Annotated in this window: 13 protein-coding genes and 1 tRNA gene; 5 read left to right on the plus strand and 9 right to left on the minus strand. The window is 32.8% G+C overall.

The genetic code is table 11. From position 1 onward, the window contains the following. Nucleotides 1-10 precede the first annotated feature (10 nt). Together ybeY and FNW17_RS00615 are read right to left on the minus strand one after the other, a co-directional pair. Nucleotides 11-430 (minus strand): rRNA maturation RNase YbeY, encoded by a 420-nt coding sequence (gene ybeY / locus FNW17_RS00610; protein WP_143390419.1) that lies wholly within the window; start codon nucleotides 428-430, stop codon nucleotides 11-13. Continuing rightward, entirely contained in the window at nucleotides 427-3,774 is a 3,348-nt protein-coding gene (locus FNW17_RS00615) for a DUF4175 family protein (protein ID WP_235893227.1), read from the minus strand. Before FNW17_RS00615 ends, ybeY begins: the two co-directional genes overlap by 4 nt. 74 nt (nucleotides 3,775-3,848) lie before the next feature. On the opposite strand from FNW17_RS00615, the gene FNW17_RS00620 reads away from it, so the two are divergent. Both FNW17_RS00620 and gltX read left to right on the plus strand, forming a co-directional pair. Continuing rightward, nucleotides 3,849-4,658, plus strand: a complete 810-nt coding sequence (locus FNW17_RS00620) for a Fic family protein (RefSeq protein ID WP_144070630.1) — start codon at nucleotides 3,849-3,851, stop codon at nucleotides 4,656-4,658. 85 nt (nucleotides 4,659-4,743) lie between these two features. Beyond that, nucleotides 4,744-6,276, plus strand: coding sequence for a glutamate--tRNA ligase (gene gltX / locus FNW17_RS00625; protein ID WP_144070631.1), 1,533 nt, complete (start codon nucleotides 4,744-4,746; stop codon nucleotides 6,274-6,276). Nucleotides 6,277-6,451: 175 nt separating this feature from the next. Here gltX and FNW17_RS00630 read toward each other — a convergent pair whose 3' ends face one another. Next, nucleotides 6,452-7,090: an outer membrane beta-barrel protein gene (locus tag FNW17_RS00630; protein WP_144070632.1), complete on the minus strand. Its 639-nt coding sequence runs from the start codon at nucleotides 7,088-7,090 to the stop codon at nucleotides 6,452-6,454. Nucleotides 7,091-7,170: 80 nt separating this feature from the next. On the opposite strand from FNW17_RS00630, the gene FNW17_RS00635 reads away from it, so the two are divergent. After that, nucleotides 7,171-8,142 (plus strand): SPFH domain-containing protein, encoded by a 972-nt coding sequence (locus FNW17_RS00635; RefSeq protein WP_144070633.1) that lies wholly within the window; start codon nucleotides 7,171-7,173, stop codon nucleotides 8,140-8,142. Nucleotides 8,143-8,162: 20 nt separating this feature from the next. Here the strand turns inward: FNW17_RS00635 and FNW17_RS00640 are convergent, their stop codons facing one another. The 4 genes from FNW17_RS00640 to FNW17_RS00655 all read right to left on the minus strand — a co-directional run bounded on the left by FNW17_RS00640 (nucleotide 8,163) and on the right by FNW17_RS00655 (nucleotide 11,545). After that, nucleotides 8,163-8,417 carry a DUF6327 family protein gene (locus FNW17_RS00640; RefSeq protein ID WP_144070634.1) on the minus strand — a complete coding sequence of 85 codons (255 nt, stop codon included), beginning with the start codon at nucleotides 8,415-8,417 and terminating at the stop codon, nucleotides 8,163-8,165. A 3-nt stretch (nucleotides 8,418-8,420) separates the two neighbouring features. Continuing rightward, nucleotides 8,421-8,771 (minus strand): competence protein, encoded by a 351-nt coding sequence (locus FNW17_RS00645; protein ID WP_144070635.1) that lies wholly within the window; start codon nucleotides 8,769-8,771, stop codon nucleotides 8,421-8,423. A 19-nt stretch (nucleotides 8,772-8,790) separates the two neighbouring features. Further along, on the minus strand, nucleotides 8,791-9,141 hold the full coding sequence (locus FNW17_RS00650) for a YtxH domain-containing protein (protein WP_144070636.1): 351 nt from the start codon (nucleotides 9,139-9,141) through the stop codon (nucleotides 8,791-8,793). A 283-nt stretch (nucleotides 9,142-9,424) separates the two neighbouring features. Next, nucleotides 9,425-11,545: a glutamine--tRNA ligase/YqeY domain fusion protein gene (locus FNW17_RS00655; RefSeq protein ID WP_144070637.1), complete on the minus strand. Its 2,121-nt coding sequence runs from the start codon at nucleotides 11,543-11,545 to the stop codon at nucleotides 9,425-9,427. Nucleotides 11,546-11,663: 118 nt separating this feature from the next. Between FNW17_RS00655 and folB the strand changes: the two genes are divergently transcribed. Together folB and FNW17_RS16225 are read left to right on the plus strand one after the other, a co-directional pair. Beyond that, a complete protein-coding gene (folB, locus tag FNW17_RS00660; RefSeq protein WP_144070638.1) occupies nucleotides 11,664-12,023 on the plus strand; it encodes a dihydroneopterin aldolase in 360 nt (119 codons plus the stop codon). 116 nt (nucleotides 12,024-12,139) lie between these two features. Continuing rightward, nucleotides 12,140-12,210 (plus strand) — tRNA-Cys (locus FNW17_RS16225). Nucleotides 12,211-12,554: 344 nt separating this feature from the next. Here the strand turns inward: FNW17_RS16225 and FNW17_RS00665 are convergent. Next, complete coding sequence (locus tag FNW17_RS00665) at nucleotides 12,555-12,920, minus strand: hypothetical protein (protein WP_143390407.1); 366 nt, start codon at nucleotides 12,918-12,920, stop codon at nucleotides 12,555-12,557. 95 nt (nucleotides 12,921-13,015) lie between these two features. Beyond that, complete coding sequence (locus FNW17_RS00670) at nucleotides 13,016-13,693, minus strand: LysE family translocator (protein ID WP_143390406.1); 678 nt, start codon at nucleotides 13,691-13,693, stop codon at nucleotides 13,016-13,018. Nucleotides 13,694-13,695: the final 2 nt, after the last annotated feature.

Here is a 13,695-nt window from a genome sequence, read left to right on the forward strand (position 1 = left end):
AATCATAGATCTACTGTTCCACGTGAAACATAGCGATTTTTTCATCCTCTTTGCTTCTCATCAAAAGCACGTCTTCTTCTGATTTATCTTTATAGTCACAGTAATGCAACACGCCGTGAACTAAAACTCTCTTGAGTTCTTCTTCAAAAGTCACCTTGAAATCTTGTGCGTTTTCTATAACCCTTTCTATAGAAATAAACATATCTCCGTTGATCTCGTTACCAACAGTGTAATCAAAACTGATGATGTCAGTATAATAATCGTGTTGCAAATGTTCTTTGTTAATCTCTAACAAATACTCATCATCACAAAAGATATAATTGATTTCACCTTCTTTTTTCCCTTCGGATTTAATAACATTAGAAATCCAGTTGCTAATGGCGCTTTCGTTCTCTAGTGTAAATTCGGTTTCGTAATTAAAGTCTATCATTTTTTATTGAAATATTCTTGAACTTTTTGATTAAAATTGGAGCGCAAAGGTAGGGATTGTCTATTTAATATTTCGATACTGTTCAAATAATCTAACAATGCTGATGGTAAGGTTTTAGATTGATTCGAAAACTCCTTTTTATTCGTTTCCGATTGTCGCTTATTTTCTTGTCCTTGTTGCTGAATTGCAGTATTCAATTTTAGTAATTCTTGCTTCACATTCAATATCCTTTGCAAAGTTTCGTTCTTAAAACCTTTGTTCAACAATTGCTTTTCTATCTCCTTCATTTGGTCTAAAGTATTCTGACCGTTTCCTCCAATTCCTTGTTTGTTCAATTGCTTTTGTAATGCTTCACGCAATTGCTTTTGCTCTTTGTAAATTTCCATAATCGCTTTTGCATCACCTTCACCATCTTCTCCATTTTCGCCTTCGGAACCAAGTTTTTTGCCTTCTTTGCCTTTATCTCCTTCTATTCCCTCACCGGGTTTTGGACCTGGCTTCTTCCCTTTAATCATTCCGTCTTTCATTTTCTCCCCAAGACCATCCTGTTTTTTGATAATGTCTGGCAATTGCATTCCCTCTCCTTGACCTGGTTTTGGCTTGCCCTGACCCTCGCCTGCCATAGACATTTGCATATTGTTCAAAATATCAGATAAAAAGTCTGCCAATTTATTTGCCGATGACACGGTGTATTGCTGGTGTGAAACTCCTTTTGGAATTTGAGCATCAGCCAAAGTTTCTAATGATTTGTCCAAATTGTATTGAGCATTTCCTATTTCTTTAGTTATATTTTCACCGATTTTTGGATTACGCAAAGACATTGCAAACAAACTGTCGTCAATATGTTTGAACTGTAATTTTAAGTCTTGTTGGATTTTTAAATTCTTATTAAAAGCTGGAGAACCAATTTTTGAATTTTTGAATTTAGCCATCAAGTCTTCTTGAGAAAAGGAGAACGCTAAAAGATTGTCTAGGATTTGACGCAACATCGCAACATCTTCTTCGAGTTGTTCCATTTCTCCACTTTCCATACTTTGTTCCATTTTCTGGGACATTTGTTTCATTTTTTTAGCAGCACTTTTCTGTTTAGGTTTTGCTGCAGCTTTTTTGTCTTTTTGCAATTCATCTGATGCTTTTTTCAAATCTTCGTCAATGCTTTTTTCCTGATCTTTGTCATTTGGAATATCCAATGGTTTTTTTAACTCCTTATTTTCTTTATTTAAATCTTGTAAATCTTCTTGAATTTTGTCAAATTCCATATTGATTTCATCTTGATTTTCTTTGGTGTTTTCTTTGTCTTTGTTTGATAAATTTTCTTGTTTCGCTGAAAGTTTATCTAATTTATCTTTTAGTTGTTCGGCTTTTTTCTGAACATAATATTTCTTGGTAAGTTCCACCAATTGCTCCAAACTCTTCGATTGGTTTTTTGCATTTTGTTTGAACTTATCCATTTTTTCCATCAAGTCTTCTTGCTTGATTTTGTCATTAAGCTCTTTTAGTTCATCCAATAATTTTTTGTTCTTCTCTAAATCTTTATCCACATTTTCTAATCGCTTTTGCAATTCCTCCTTGAATTCGTCTTTTTTGTCTGTTTTGTTTTTATCCAAATTCTCTTTCATTTTCTCGGCAAATTCTTTCATCATTTTATCCTGCAGACTTTGACGCTTGATAAAATCATTTATTTTTTGTTGGTCTTTAAATTCAAGATTGTCTTTCTCTTTTCCAGATTTTTGTAATTTATCCATCTCTGAAATTTGCTTGTCTTGATTTTTTAATGACTTTTCTAAACCATTAATACTTTCATTTTGCTGTTGAAATTGCTGATCTTCCTTTTCATCATCAGTAGCAATACGATTAGAGAAAACGGAAGACTTTGTGCTTTTGAAATTATGAATAGCATCATTGTCAAAAACCTCAAAATAGTATTCATAAGAAACGCCTTGCTCCACCGGAAGTGAACTTGGAAAAGCAAAAATAAACTGATCGAACAAAGTAGACTTCACGGCAATTGTTCCACGTTTAACCAATTCAGATTTGTTTTTAGGATAATAAACCACCTGAAGCTTAGACAATCCGTAATCATCTGATATTTGTCCTAAAACATAGCTTTTATCGACTTTAAGACTATCTGGGGCGTTGTTTACATTGATAGTCGGAAACTGATCTTTTATTACAGAAATCTGGTAGTTCAATTTCTCATAATTTTTAATTTTAGCATTCGAAGTCAGAATCTGGTATTCTGTATTTTGAGCGATTAGTTTTGATAAAGTAAAATCGTTTTCAGACTTGGCAAAAGAATAGCTAGAAGTCGCATCTTTCCAAACCACATTTTGCGTTGCCAAAGCGTTAATTTTCCAAGTAACACGAGTTCCTTCGGGAAGGATGGCGTTTCCGTTGCCTTTGATAATCTGCTGTTTCTTCTTCAAATACGAAGGGAAATTCAAAATCATTTCAAAATTGGCAATCGATGGAACAGTAACCACATTCAATTCATAATCAGAAGAAGAAACTGAATTTGCCTCCACGTGAAACAATACGTTTAATGAAGGTTTTTCAATTCGATATTGAAACTCTCCCGCTTTGATTGATTCCATAAAATAACTTTCGTCACCAATGAAAATCATCGCGTTTTCAGGAACTATTTTTCCTTGGGTTTTGATGCGTATGATAAAATCTTTGTTTTGTTCCGTTTGCAATTTAGCGTTTAACAACACAAATTGAAAAGGAGCTGGAGGTAAAAATTTTTCTTTGAAATGCACTACCCTATTCAAACTTTGAGAAATAATTTTACTGTTACCTGAAACATAAAAGAAAGCGAAAAGTAAAATAGGCAAAATCGCTAATGGCAAATATTTTCGATTCGCATTGAAATTAATGGCGTTTCCAAAAGGTATTGGCTGCAAAGAATTTGCTTTTTGCTCTATCGAAGCCAACAACAATTCGGATTGATTATGATCATTGGATAATTGAAGGAAATTCGTCAGTTTGTCATTTACTTCTGTGAAATGGTTTCCTATAATAGCCGATGCCTCTTTGTAATCAATTCCTTTTTGGAGTTTGAACAATTTAAAAATTGGAAATAAAATAAATCGGACCAAGAGGAAAATTTCGACAACAATGAAAGTCCAAAACAAAACAGTCCTTCCCATTGGCTTGAGCCAAAGAAAATACTCCACAAAAAGTGTGAACAAGAAATACAACAATCCCAGACCGATGAAGAATATTATTCCCCGAATCAGCTCGTTGGTGTAAAACTTCCTGATGAAAAGTTCCAGCTTTTGATAAATGAAATTTGACTGTTCCAAAATTAATTCATTGATTTTATAACCGCTAAAAGTAACCATTTTTCAATTCTGTTTGATGTTAAAAATTGATTAAAGAAAAAAGCGTATTTTTACAATAGTTAATTTTTAACAAAATGGAAAAACTAATCGAATTATTAAAAAGCTACCAATCCTTAAATGTGATTCCTTCTCTAGAAGAAGAGCAAGCACAATTATTTGAATATGTTTATACCACAAACCGATTAGAAGGCAATCAATTATCACTTTTGCAAACTACCGAATTATTTAAAAGCGACAGCATTTCTGGAAATAACATCCGAAATTCGGATATATTAGAACAAAAAGGGATGTATCGCGCTTTGAAAAGAATGCTATTGGCAGTAAAAAACAAAGAGGAATTGTCTACAAAATTGATTTTAGAATTGAATTGGTTGAGTATTGGAAGCCTTTGGAATGAAGATTATTATAGTAATGCCAAAGAAAAAGGACAACTTCAAAATCAATTCAAAGTTAGCCAAAACGTGATTTCCATAAAACAAAATGGCGTTGAGAAAGAAAAAATAATGCCTTTGAGTTCTACAGATGATGTTCAGAAAAATATGGAAGCTTTAATTGAAAATGTCAATAAAAGTGAGACTTCTGTTTTGGACAAAACTGTTTTCTTGGCACAAGAAATTTGGATTCATCAACCTTTTGTAGATGGAAATAAACGATCAGGACGACTTTTAATCAATTTCCTTTTGATGAAAGAAGGTTTTCCTTTATTCTCTTACGATACCGAAAATCTAAATTATAATAGCTTACTCGTGGAACAATATTATGAATCGAAACCTGATTTAGTAAAAAACTACATTGTGGAAACGCTTTCCAAAAAAATGAGTAATGACATCGAAGCGGTTTCAAAAATCAAAAAAGATTTTAAAGGATTTCGATTGATGTTGTAAAATATCGACTAATTCTCTAAAAAATTCCCACTTCTAACATCTGACTTCTAACTTCTAATTATCTTTGCACCAAAATTTATAAAAAATGTCAAAGCAAGTTCGAGTGCGTTTTGCACCAAGTCCAACGGGACCTTTACATATTGGCGGAGTACGTACTGCCCTATTCAATTATTTGTTTGCCAAGAAAAACAATGGCGTTTTCTTTCTTCGAATTGAAGACACGGATCAAAATCGTTTTGTTCCTGGAGCCGAAGAATATATTATGGAATCCTTGGAATGGTTGGGAATTGCACCAGATGAAACCATTGGAAAGAATGAAAAATTTGGTCCTTACAAACAATCCGAAAGAAAGCATTTGTACCTAAAATATGCTGATGATTTAATTAATTCTGGAAATGCGTATTATGCTTTTGATACTGCAGAAGCATTGGATTTACATAGAAAACAACACGAAGAGCAAGGAAAAACATTTATTTACAACTGGCATAATCGCGAGAAATTAGACACTTCTTTAGTAATTTCAGCAGAGGAAACAGCTAAAAGAATTGCCGCTGGAGAAGAATATGTCATTCGTTTTAAAACTCCAGTTGATGAAACTTTGCAATTGCAAGACATTATTCGTGGCGAAGTAAAATTTGAAACCAATCTTTTGGATGACAAAGTTTTGTTCAAAAGCGACGGAATGCCAACCTATCATTTGGCGAATATTGTCGATGACCATTTAATGGAAACTTCCCACGTGATTCGTGGCGAAGAATGGTTGCCATCGATGCCGTTACACGTTTTGTTGTACCGAGCATTTGGTTGGGAAGCTCCCCAATTTGCACATTTACCATTGATTTTGAAACCTGTTGGAAACGGAAAATTATCAAAACGTGATGGCGATAAATTAGGATTTCCAGTTTTTCCATTAGAATGGAAAACCGAAGATGGTATTTCTTCAGGTTATAGAGAAAAAGGATTTTTCCCAGAAACGGTAATCAATTTCCTGGCTTTATTAGGTTGGAATGATGGAACGGAGCAAGAAATATTTACGTTAGAAGAATTAGTTGATAAATTTGATTTGAATAGAGTTCACAAAGCGGGAGCTAAATTTGACCCGGAGAAAAACAAGTGGTTCAATCATCAATATTTAATGAAACAAAGCGACTCAGATTTGGCAGAAGACTTCGCTCCTATTGTAGCTGAAAAAGGTTTCTCGTCTTTCGACTGCGCTCAAGGTGACACGCTCGAAATGACAAAATTGGAAAAAATAGTTTCTTTAATAAAAGAACGCGCGAATTTCGTTTCAGAATTTTGGGATTTGAGTGATTTCTTTTTTGTGGCACCAACATCTTATGACGAGAAAGCAAGAAAGAACTGGAAGGAAGAAACACCAGCCTTAATGCAGGAATTGATTTCGGTTCTTAGCGAAATAGCCGATTTCACTTCTGTAAACATAGAAACCATCGTAAAAGACTGGATGACAAAAAACGAAATTGGAATGGGAAAAGTAATGCAACCTTTTCGATTGAGTTTGGTTGGTGCTTTAAAAGGACCACATTTATTTGACATCGTAGAACTCATTGGAAAAGAAGAAACGATAAAGAGGATTGAGACAGCGATAGCTACTTTATAAAAATAGCTACTTTATAAAAATAGCTACTTTAAAAGAAGAAGCCCTTTCAAAGTTTAAAACTCTGAAAGGGCTATTTTTTATGGTTCAACTGGAAATGTTGTGAACATTCTTTTTTCTTAACTCTCTTAATGGTTTAAATTATTTGTCTTTCACACAAATATCAGAAGAACCTTTATTATAAATAAATAATCAAATTCCCATTTACTATTCCAGGATTTCCTTTAAAATTATAACCTAAATTTTGGCTGTTCAAATTTCCAAGCATATTATTCAAACCATATTGGTAGGAAACATTCAAGCGAACGTGTCGAACTCCGGCTGTGATTCCAACTGTTGGATAAAAATTAAATTGAGAAATAGCCACAATATCTTTGGCCAATAAAGTAGTTCCAGAAATGATATTATTTTGTTGATCTTTTTCTACATTTAACTTTCCGTTAATTTGTAATAGAGGTCCAAACTCTACACTCAAATGATTTTCGACAATTTTGTAACTCAATTGCAAGGATATTTGAGCAGATGCTAATTTATAATTGGTGTCTTCCGATATAAAAATTCTCTTTGTAGCTACCGAAAAATTGTTTTCGCTAAACTGCATCGCATAAACCATATCCCAATCGTTATAGAAATTTCCTCTCATCGAAAGTCCTCCATTCCAACCTGTTCCTGGTTTTGTTTGAAAATTATTGGTATTTAACGTAAATTGATTAACACCAAAAAAAATCCCAATCCTATTGGCATCTCGATACTGATATTGAGCAAAACCAGCCATCGAAATAAAGATAAAAACTGTTATAAAATATAATCTTTTCATAAAATTAAAACTAAAAAAGAGCAAACCTAAAGTATTTTTGTAATTTAACAGTGATTTTTTTAACTTAAATTAAACTCTTTATGGATCCTTTATTAATTGTTATTATTGTTTTCGGACTATTTATTTTCTTGTCTTCTTTTTTTACTGTTAAACAGCAAACCGCCGTTATCATTGAGCGTTTTGGTAAGTTTTTAAGCATCAGACAATCTGGATTGCAACTCAAAATTCCATTGATTGATAGAATTGCAGGACGTGTAAATTTAAAAATCCAACAATTAGACGTTATCATCGAAACCAAAACCAAAGATAATGTTTTTGTAAAACTAAAAGTATCTGTACAGTTTATGGTCGTAAAAGAAACCGTTTATGATGCTTTCTACAAACTAGAATATCCACACGACCAAATCACTTCTTATGTATTTGATGTGGTTCGTGCCGAAGTTCCAAAACTGAAATTAGATGATGTTTTTGAAAGAAAAGACGATATTGCCATTGCTGTAAAAAGAGAATTGAACGAAGCAATGACGACTTATGGCTATACCATTATCAATACATTGGTTACCGATATTGATCCAGATATTCAGGTAAAAAATGCGATGAATAGAATAAATGCTGCCGATAGAGAAAAAACTGTGGCTGAATTTGAAGCAGAAGCCTCAAGAATTAGAATTGTGGCCAAAGCCCAAGCAGAAGCCGAAAGTAAAAAATTACAAGGGCAAGGAATCGCCGACCAAAGACGTGAAATTGCTCGCGGATTGGTAGAAAGTGTGGATGTTTTGAACAAAGTAGGAATCAATTCGCAAGAAGCTTCGGCATTGATTGTGGTGACACAACATTACGATACTTTACAAGCTATTGGCGCAGACACTAATTCTAATTTGATATTGTTGCCTAATTCGCCACAAGCAGGAAGTGATATGTTGAACAATATGGTAGCGTCCTTTTCAGCTTCGAACCAAGTGGGCGAAATGATGAAAAAAACCAAAAGAATAAAACCCGCAGCCCATCCTACAGATTATGTAGAACCTGAGGAACCCGAAACTGAGGTTTAATATTAAACAAAAAAAGAGGCTTAATCGCCTCTTTTTCTTTTTGTAATCCAATTGATTATCAAAGGTATTGCTATGTTGAGAATAGTACCTGAATAGCCCGATAAGATCGTTTTATAATCTCCAATAAATCCTTTTAACAAGTTTATTGGCAACAGACTTTCTTTTGTCTTTTCAACATTTAAAACAATTCGTTTAAGATTGAGTTCCTTTTCCACTTTCAGAATTTCTAGTTCTAATTCGATTTGTGAGTAGGACGAATATTTTTTAGTCTCCATACTTTAGTCGTTAAAAAAGATTTCTGAAAATTTCTCTAAAATTGGTCCTTCAACGATTTTATCTTTAATTAAAAACAAAAGTCCCGAAATGACTAAATAAATTCCAGCTATAATTAGAAATCCTAATGCATAACTATCCAACGCTGTACCAATAGCAAAAGCTCCTGCAACAGAACAAAAGAATAAAACCATCGTCAATGCCATTGCAATTAACGCAAATTTTAACATCATCGTGGTCGATTTCATCGCCACCTTAAAACCCCATAACTTATAATAAGCTACACTGTTTTCGATATATGCTTGCGCTTCTTTTTGAATGTCTTCGGTATGTTCTTTTAGTTCTTCGAAAGCCATAGATTAGTATTTAGAATATTTAATTTTCGTGATTAGCCATTTGCTTTTTTTGAAGTTTGGCGTTTTGTTCTTTCAAATTAGCCAACTTTGTTTCCAAGAAAGAAATAACATCTTCGGTTTTATGACTCATATTAGAAACCATTTCTTCGTAGGTTTCTTCCATATTGTGTTTTGATCCCGCAAACTTATTTCTCAATTGATGCGTTACATCTTCAAATTTGTGTTTTAAATTATCTTTAGCATCATCTAAACCATCTTTAATTTTTTCTCTGGTTTTTGAACCTTTGTCAGGAGCAAATAAAATTCCTACTCCTGCTCCAATCGCTGCACCTAATAAAAGTGCCAATACTGAATTTGTGTTATTTGACATCGTTTTTAGAATTAAAATTAATAATACCTAAAATTACAAACTTTATCAACACCGCAATGTTAATAAGGCGTTAAAGTGAATTAAATTCGATTCAAAACCCAAATAAGCCACCGTTTTTTAAAGAACTATTTAGAAACAACAAAACACCTGTAAAACTTAAAAAAATCCCTTAAAATCAATTTATGAAAGTCGTTTTTGATTGCTAAAGTTGATGTAATTTACAAAAGCTATCACAAAAACAAATGATAAAAAAAAACGCTCCTAAAAGCGCTTTTGATAGTTTTTATTTATTTAAAACTTGTTCGATAAATTCCGATTCTCTTTCGGTTGTGGTTTTCGTCGGATTGGATTTTAATTTTAAAATTTCGGCTGCAAAGGAATTTACAAAATCCGATTCGTATTCTAAATTCAGTAAATTCAAAAGTGCTCTCGATCGAACAAATGTTGATTCACTTCTAAGAGACATCAAATACAATTTGGTTAAATCTTCTTTTTCAAAATCAGCCGATTTTAAACTGGAATATTTCAAAATAAATTGGGCAAACAACAAAGAAGTTTTATTGTTATTGATATTCTTTTTGAAAGAATTTTGCAATAAACTATAATTAGCAATTCCGGATAAGGTCTCGCCTATCGCTTTTCGTATAACGATACGCTCTTCTCTGGTTCCAACTTTGAAATATTTGTTGATTTCCTTTAAAGCATTATTGATACTGTTTTCTTCTTTTTTTCCTTTTTCTTCCCAAGCATCTTTAAGTCCAACCGTTTTGTTAAACACTAATTTTTCAGCAGTTGAATCTTTATCAACATTAAAATAACCTAAACGTTGAAACTGGAATTTATCTCCAGATTTTGCCGAAGAAAGACTTGGTTCTACAAATCCTTTAATAATTTGCAAAGATTTGGAATTCATAAAATCTAAAAAATCTTTTTCTTTATGACTGTCTGGCGCTTCGTCTATAAAAAGTCGGTCATACAAACGAACTTCTGCTTCCACAGCGTGTTGGATTGAAACCCAATGCAAGGTTCCCGCCACTTTTCTCTTAGCCGCTTCACTCCCACTTCCGCTCAAAGAATCGGTGTCATAAGTGACGTGAATTTCAATACAATTTCCTTCCGAATCTTTTATAATTTTCTCTGCTTTGATAATATACGCATTTTTCAATCGTACTTCATTTCCTAAAGACAAACGGAAAAACTTGGCTGGAGCCACTTCGAGAAAATCTTCTCTTTCGATGTATAATTCTTTCGAAAAAGGTACTTTTCTAAAACCGGCGCCTTCCTCTTCTTGGTTGTTTTCGGCATCCAAAAGTTCTTCCTGTCCAACTGGATAATTGGTAATTATCACTTTTACTGGATCTAAAACCGCCATTACTCTTGGAGCCGTTTTGTTTAAATCTTCACGCAAACAAAACTCCAAAAGTGAAACATCAATGATATTTTCTCTTTTGGCTACACCTATAATATCACAGAATTTACGAATAGAATTGGCTGTATAACCTCTTCTTCTCAATCCAGAAATTGTAGGCATTCTTGGATCATCCCAGCCATTTACAATATTTTCTTTAACCAATTGCAACAGTTTTCGCTTGCTCATTACGGTGTAATTCAAGTTCAAACGGGCAAATTCATATTGGTTCGGTCTTACTTTCTTGTCATCATAAATTTGGTCTAAAAACCAATTGTATAATTCCCTATGCATTACAAATTCCAACGTGCAAATGGAGTGTGAAATTTGTTCGATATAATCACTTTGGCCGTGAGCGAAATCATACATTGGATAGATTTTCCAATCATTTCCTGTTCTGTGATGATGACGGTGCAAAACCCGGTACATCAAAGGATCACGCATCAACATATTAGTTGAAGACATATCAATTTTAGCTCGTAAAACGTGACTTCCTTCTGGGAAATCGCCTTTTTTCATTGCTTCGAACAAAGTCAAATTTTCTTCAACCGAACGATTTCTGTACGGTCCATCCACACCTGGTTGTGTTGGTGTTCCTTTTTGAGTCGCCATATCCTCAGAAGATTGACTGTCAACATAGGCTTTTCCTTTTTTGATCATCAATATAGCCCAATCGTACAACTGCTGAAAATAATCAGAAGCATAACGTTCTTCGGCCCAATTGAAGCCCAACCATTGCAAATCTTCTTTGATAGCATCAACATATTCCTGCTCTTCTTTGGCTGGATTGGTATCGTCAAAACGCAAATTAACTGGCGCATTGTACTTTAGTCCCAAACCAAAATTCAAGCAAATGGATTTGGCGTGACCAATATGTAAATATCCATTAGGCTCAGGCGGAAAACGGAAACGTAATTTATCTTTGGGAAAACCGCTTGCTAGACTGTCTTCAATAATTTGTTCTATAAAATGAAGTGATTTCTCTTCGGTTGACATAATTTTGTTTAATTTTAGCAAAGGTAAAAAAGTTTAAGGTTTAAAGTTTAAAGTTTCATTAGAAACCTATAAAAAGTTAACAACACAACCTTAAACTTTAAACTTTAAACAAAAAATTATGGGAATTATAAAACTAAAAAACATCCGTACTTACTCTTATCACGGTTGCTTAATCGAAGAAGGAAAAATAGGCTCTGATTATTCTGTTGATTTAGAAGTGAAAACCGATTTACGTAAATCAGCTCTGTCCGATAATCTAGAAGATACGGTTGATTATGTGTTTTTGAACCGCATTGTCGAGGAAGAAATGGCTATCAGATCCAACCTTTTGGAAAATGTTGCCCACCGAATTATTAAAAGAATTTTCGATGAAGTGGCGGCTATTTCAAGAATTACTTTAGCAGTTTCTAAACTAAATCCTCCTATTGGTGGTGATGTTGAAGCAGTTACTATAGAAATGGAAGAATACAGGAATTAAGATTTCAGAGTGCAGAATTAATATTTCAGATTGAAGAAAATAGAAAACAAAAATTTTTAAACTTTAAACTTTAAACTTTTAAACTTTTACTTATATTTGCACACCATTAAATAAATGGCGTCGTGGCCGAGCGGCTAGGCTGGGCTCTGCAAAAGCTCCTACTCCGGTTCGAATCCGGACGATGCCTCTAAAACCTTCAAGGAAACTTGGAGGTTTTTTTATGGTTAATTTTTAGTGAAAAATTAGGTAAAGTTATGGTTCGAATCCAGACTATACCTCTGAAACCTTCAAGGAAAATTGAGGGTTTTTTTGTGGTTAATTTTAGAAAAATTAAGTAAAGATAATACTCCGGTTCTCCCGAAGCTTCGGGACGGACGATGCCTCAAGAAGAGATACAGAAATGTGTCTCTTTTTTTGTTTTAGATTAGACAATTTTTAAAAATTTGTCTAATCTTATGGTTGGAATCCAGACAAAGACTCTAAAAACTTCAAGTAAACTTGAGGGTTTTTTAATTTATTTCTATCATTATTTCAATTTTTTAATTCTCTAGAATTAAATCCTGCATTCAATATTTCAATGGTATCTTTGATTTCTTTAGAAAAATCAACAATAATTTTATTTGGATCAATGCTAGAGTATTTTATTGTATAAAATTTATTAATTTTTTCATCATAATTTTCAGGACAAGTTCCATAACTATTTCTGTATGATTTTTTATTGACGTAATATTTAAAAAAACTTGTCGTTGTTTTTGGAGCGTTTTTGCAGTAAACAAATTTACATACAGTTTCCTTTTTATTATTTTCAATTTCTTTTTTATAAAAATATCCCTTGACAAATAAAAGAATTGTTACTAAAAGAATAAGAAATACTAGTAGTTTATATATTTTTTTCACAATTATTATTTAACAAATTGTACGTTTTCATTTTCTCGGTTTTCTGAAATGTCTACTAACTCATAAATATACTCAAGTTGTTTATATTCAAAAACCTATTTATCAATCCTTTCCAAAGCATCTTTCAACTTTTCTTTTTCCTTTGGAAACCAACCTTGAATAATTAAAGCAATCCCGAAAATCATCATAACAATACTGATTCCTTTTTTAATTTTAAGAATATTAGTTGGTGTCATTTTGTTTTTTAACTGTTTAGCTAAAAGTATTTTAATGCAATCAACCAATACATAAGTTACAATTACAGAAGCAAAAAAAGTAAGCATTCTTGAAGTTTGCATTTCTAATTTAGGTCCAACCGAAATAATAATCGCCAACCAAAATCCCAAAACTCCAATGTTGATAATGTTTAAAAAAAAACCTTTTATAAATAAGCCTAGATAATCTTTTCTGATAATTTCGTTCTCTATTTTATGTGTATCAACCTTTTTTTCCTTGTGTAATCCTATATACGAAATAACGCCATAAGCCAGCATCAAGATTCCTCCAAACATAAAAAGTGCCGAGTTATCTTTAATACTTGTTATTAATCGATAACTTCCTAGATAGGCAATGGTGATGAAAATAATATCGCCTAAAACTACACCTAAATCGAAGACTAATGCAGCTCTAAATCCTTTTATAATACTAGTTTCTAGCAATATGAAAAAAACTGGACCAATCAAAAAACTTAAAAAAACTCCCCAAGGAATACCCGATAAAATATCATTAATCATTA

This window comes from Flavobacterium franklandianum (assembly GCF_007097365.1).
In the GTDB taxonomy this organism is placed as follows: Bacteria; Bacteroidota; Bacteroidia; order Flavobacteriales; family Flavobacteriaceae; genus Flavobacterium; species Flavobacterium franklandianum.

Coding starts and splice junctions, on each gene's coding strand:
- ybeY (WP_143390419.1), bottom strand. CDS start 430: ATGATAGACTTTAATTACGAAACCGAATTTACACTAGAGAACGAAAGC.
- FNW17_RS00615 (WP_235893227.1), bottom strand. CDS start 3,774: ATGGTTACTTTTAGCGGTTATAAAATCAATGAATTAATTTTGGAACAG.
- FNW17_RS00620 (WP_144070630.1), top strand. CDS start 3,849: ATGGAAAAACTAATCGAATTATTAAAAAGCTACCAATCCTTAAATGTG.
- gltX (WP_144070631.1), top strand. CDS start 4,744: ATGTCAAAGCAAGTTCGAGTGCGTTTTGCACCAAGTCCAACGGGACCT.
- FNW17_RS00630 (WP_144070632.1), bottom strand. CDS start 7,090: ATGAAAAGATTATATTTTATAACAGTTTTTATCTTTATTTCGATGGCT.
- FNW17_RS00635 (WP_144070633.1), top strand. CDS start 7,171: ATGGATCCTTTATTAATTGTTATTATTGTTTTCGGACTATTTATTTTC.
- FNW17_RS00640 (WP_144070634.1), bottom strand. CDS start 8,417: ATGGAGACTAAAAAATATTCGTCCTACTCACAAATCGAATTAGAACTA.
- FNW17_RS00645 (WP_144070635.1), bottom strand. CDS start 8,771: ATGGCTTTCGAAGAACTAAAAGAACATACCGAAGACATTCAAAAAGAA.
- FNW17_RS00650 (WP_144070636.1), bottom strand. CDS start 9,141: ATGTCAAATAACACAAATTCAGTATTGGCACTTTTATTAGGTGCAGCG.
- FNW17_RS00655 (WP_144070637.1), bottom strand. CDS start 11,545: ATGTCAACCGAAGAGAAATCACTTCATTTTATAGAACAAATTATTGAA.
- folB (WP_144070638.1), top strand. CDS start 11,664: ATGGGAATTATAAAACTAAAAAACATCCGTACTTACTCTTATCACGGT.
- FNW17_RS00670 (WP_143390406.1), bottom strand. CDS start 13,693: ATGATTAATGATATTTTATCGGGTATTCCTTGGGGAGTTTTTTTAAGT.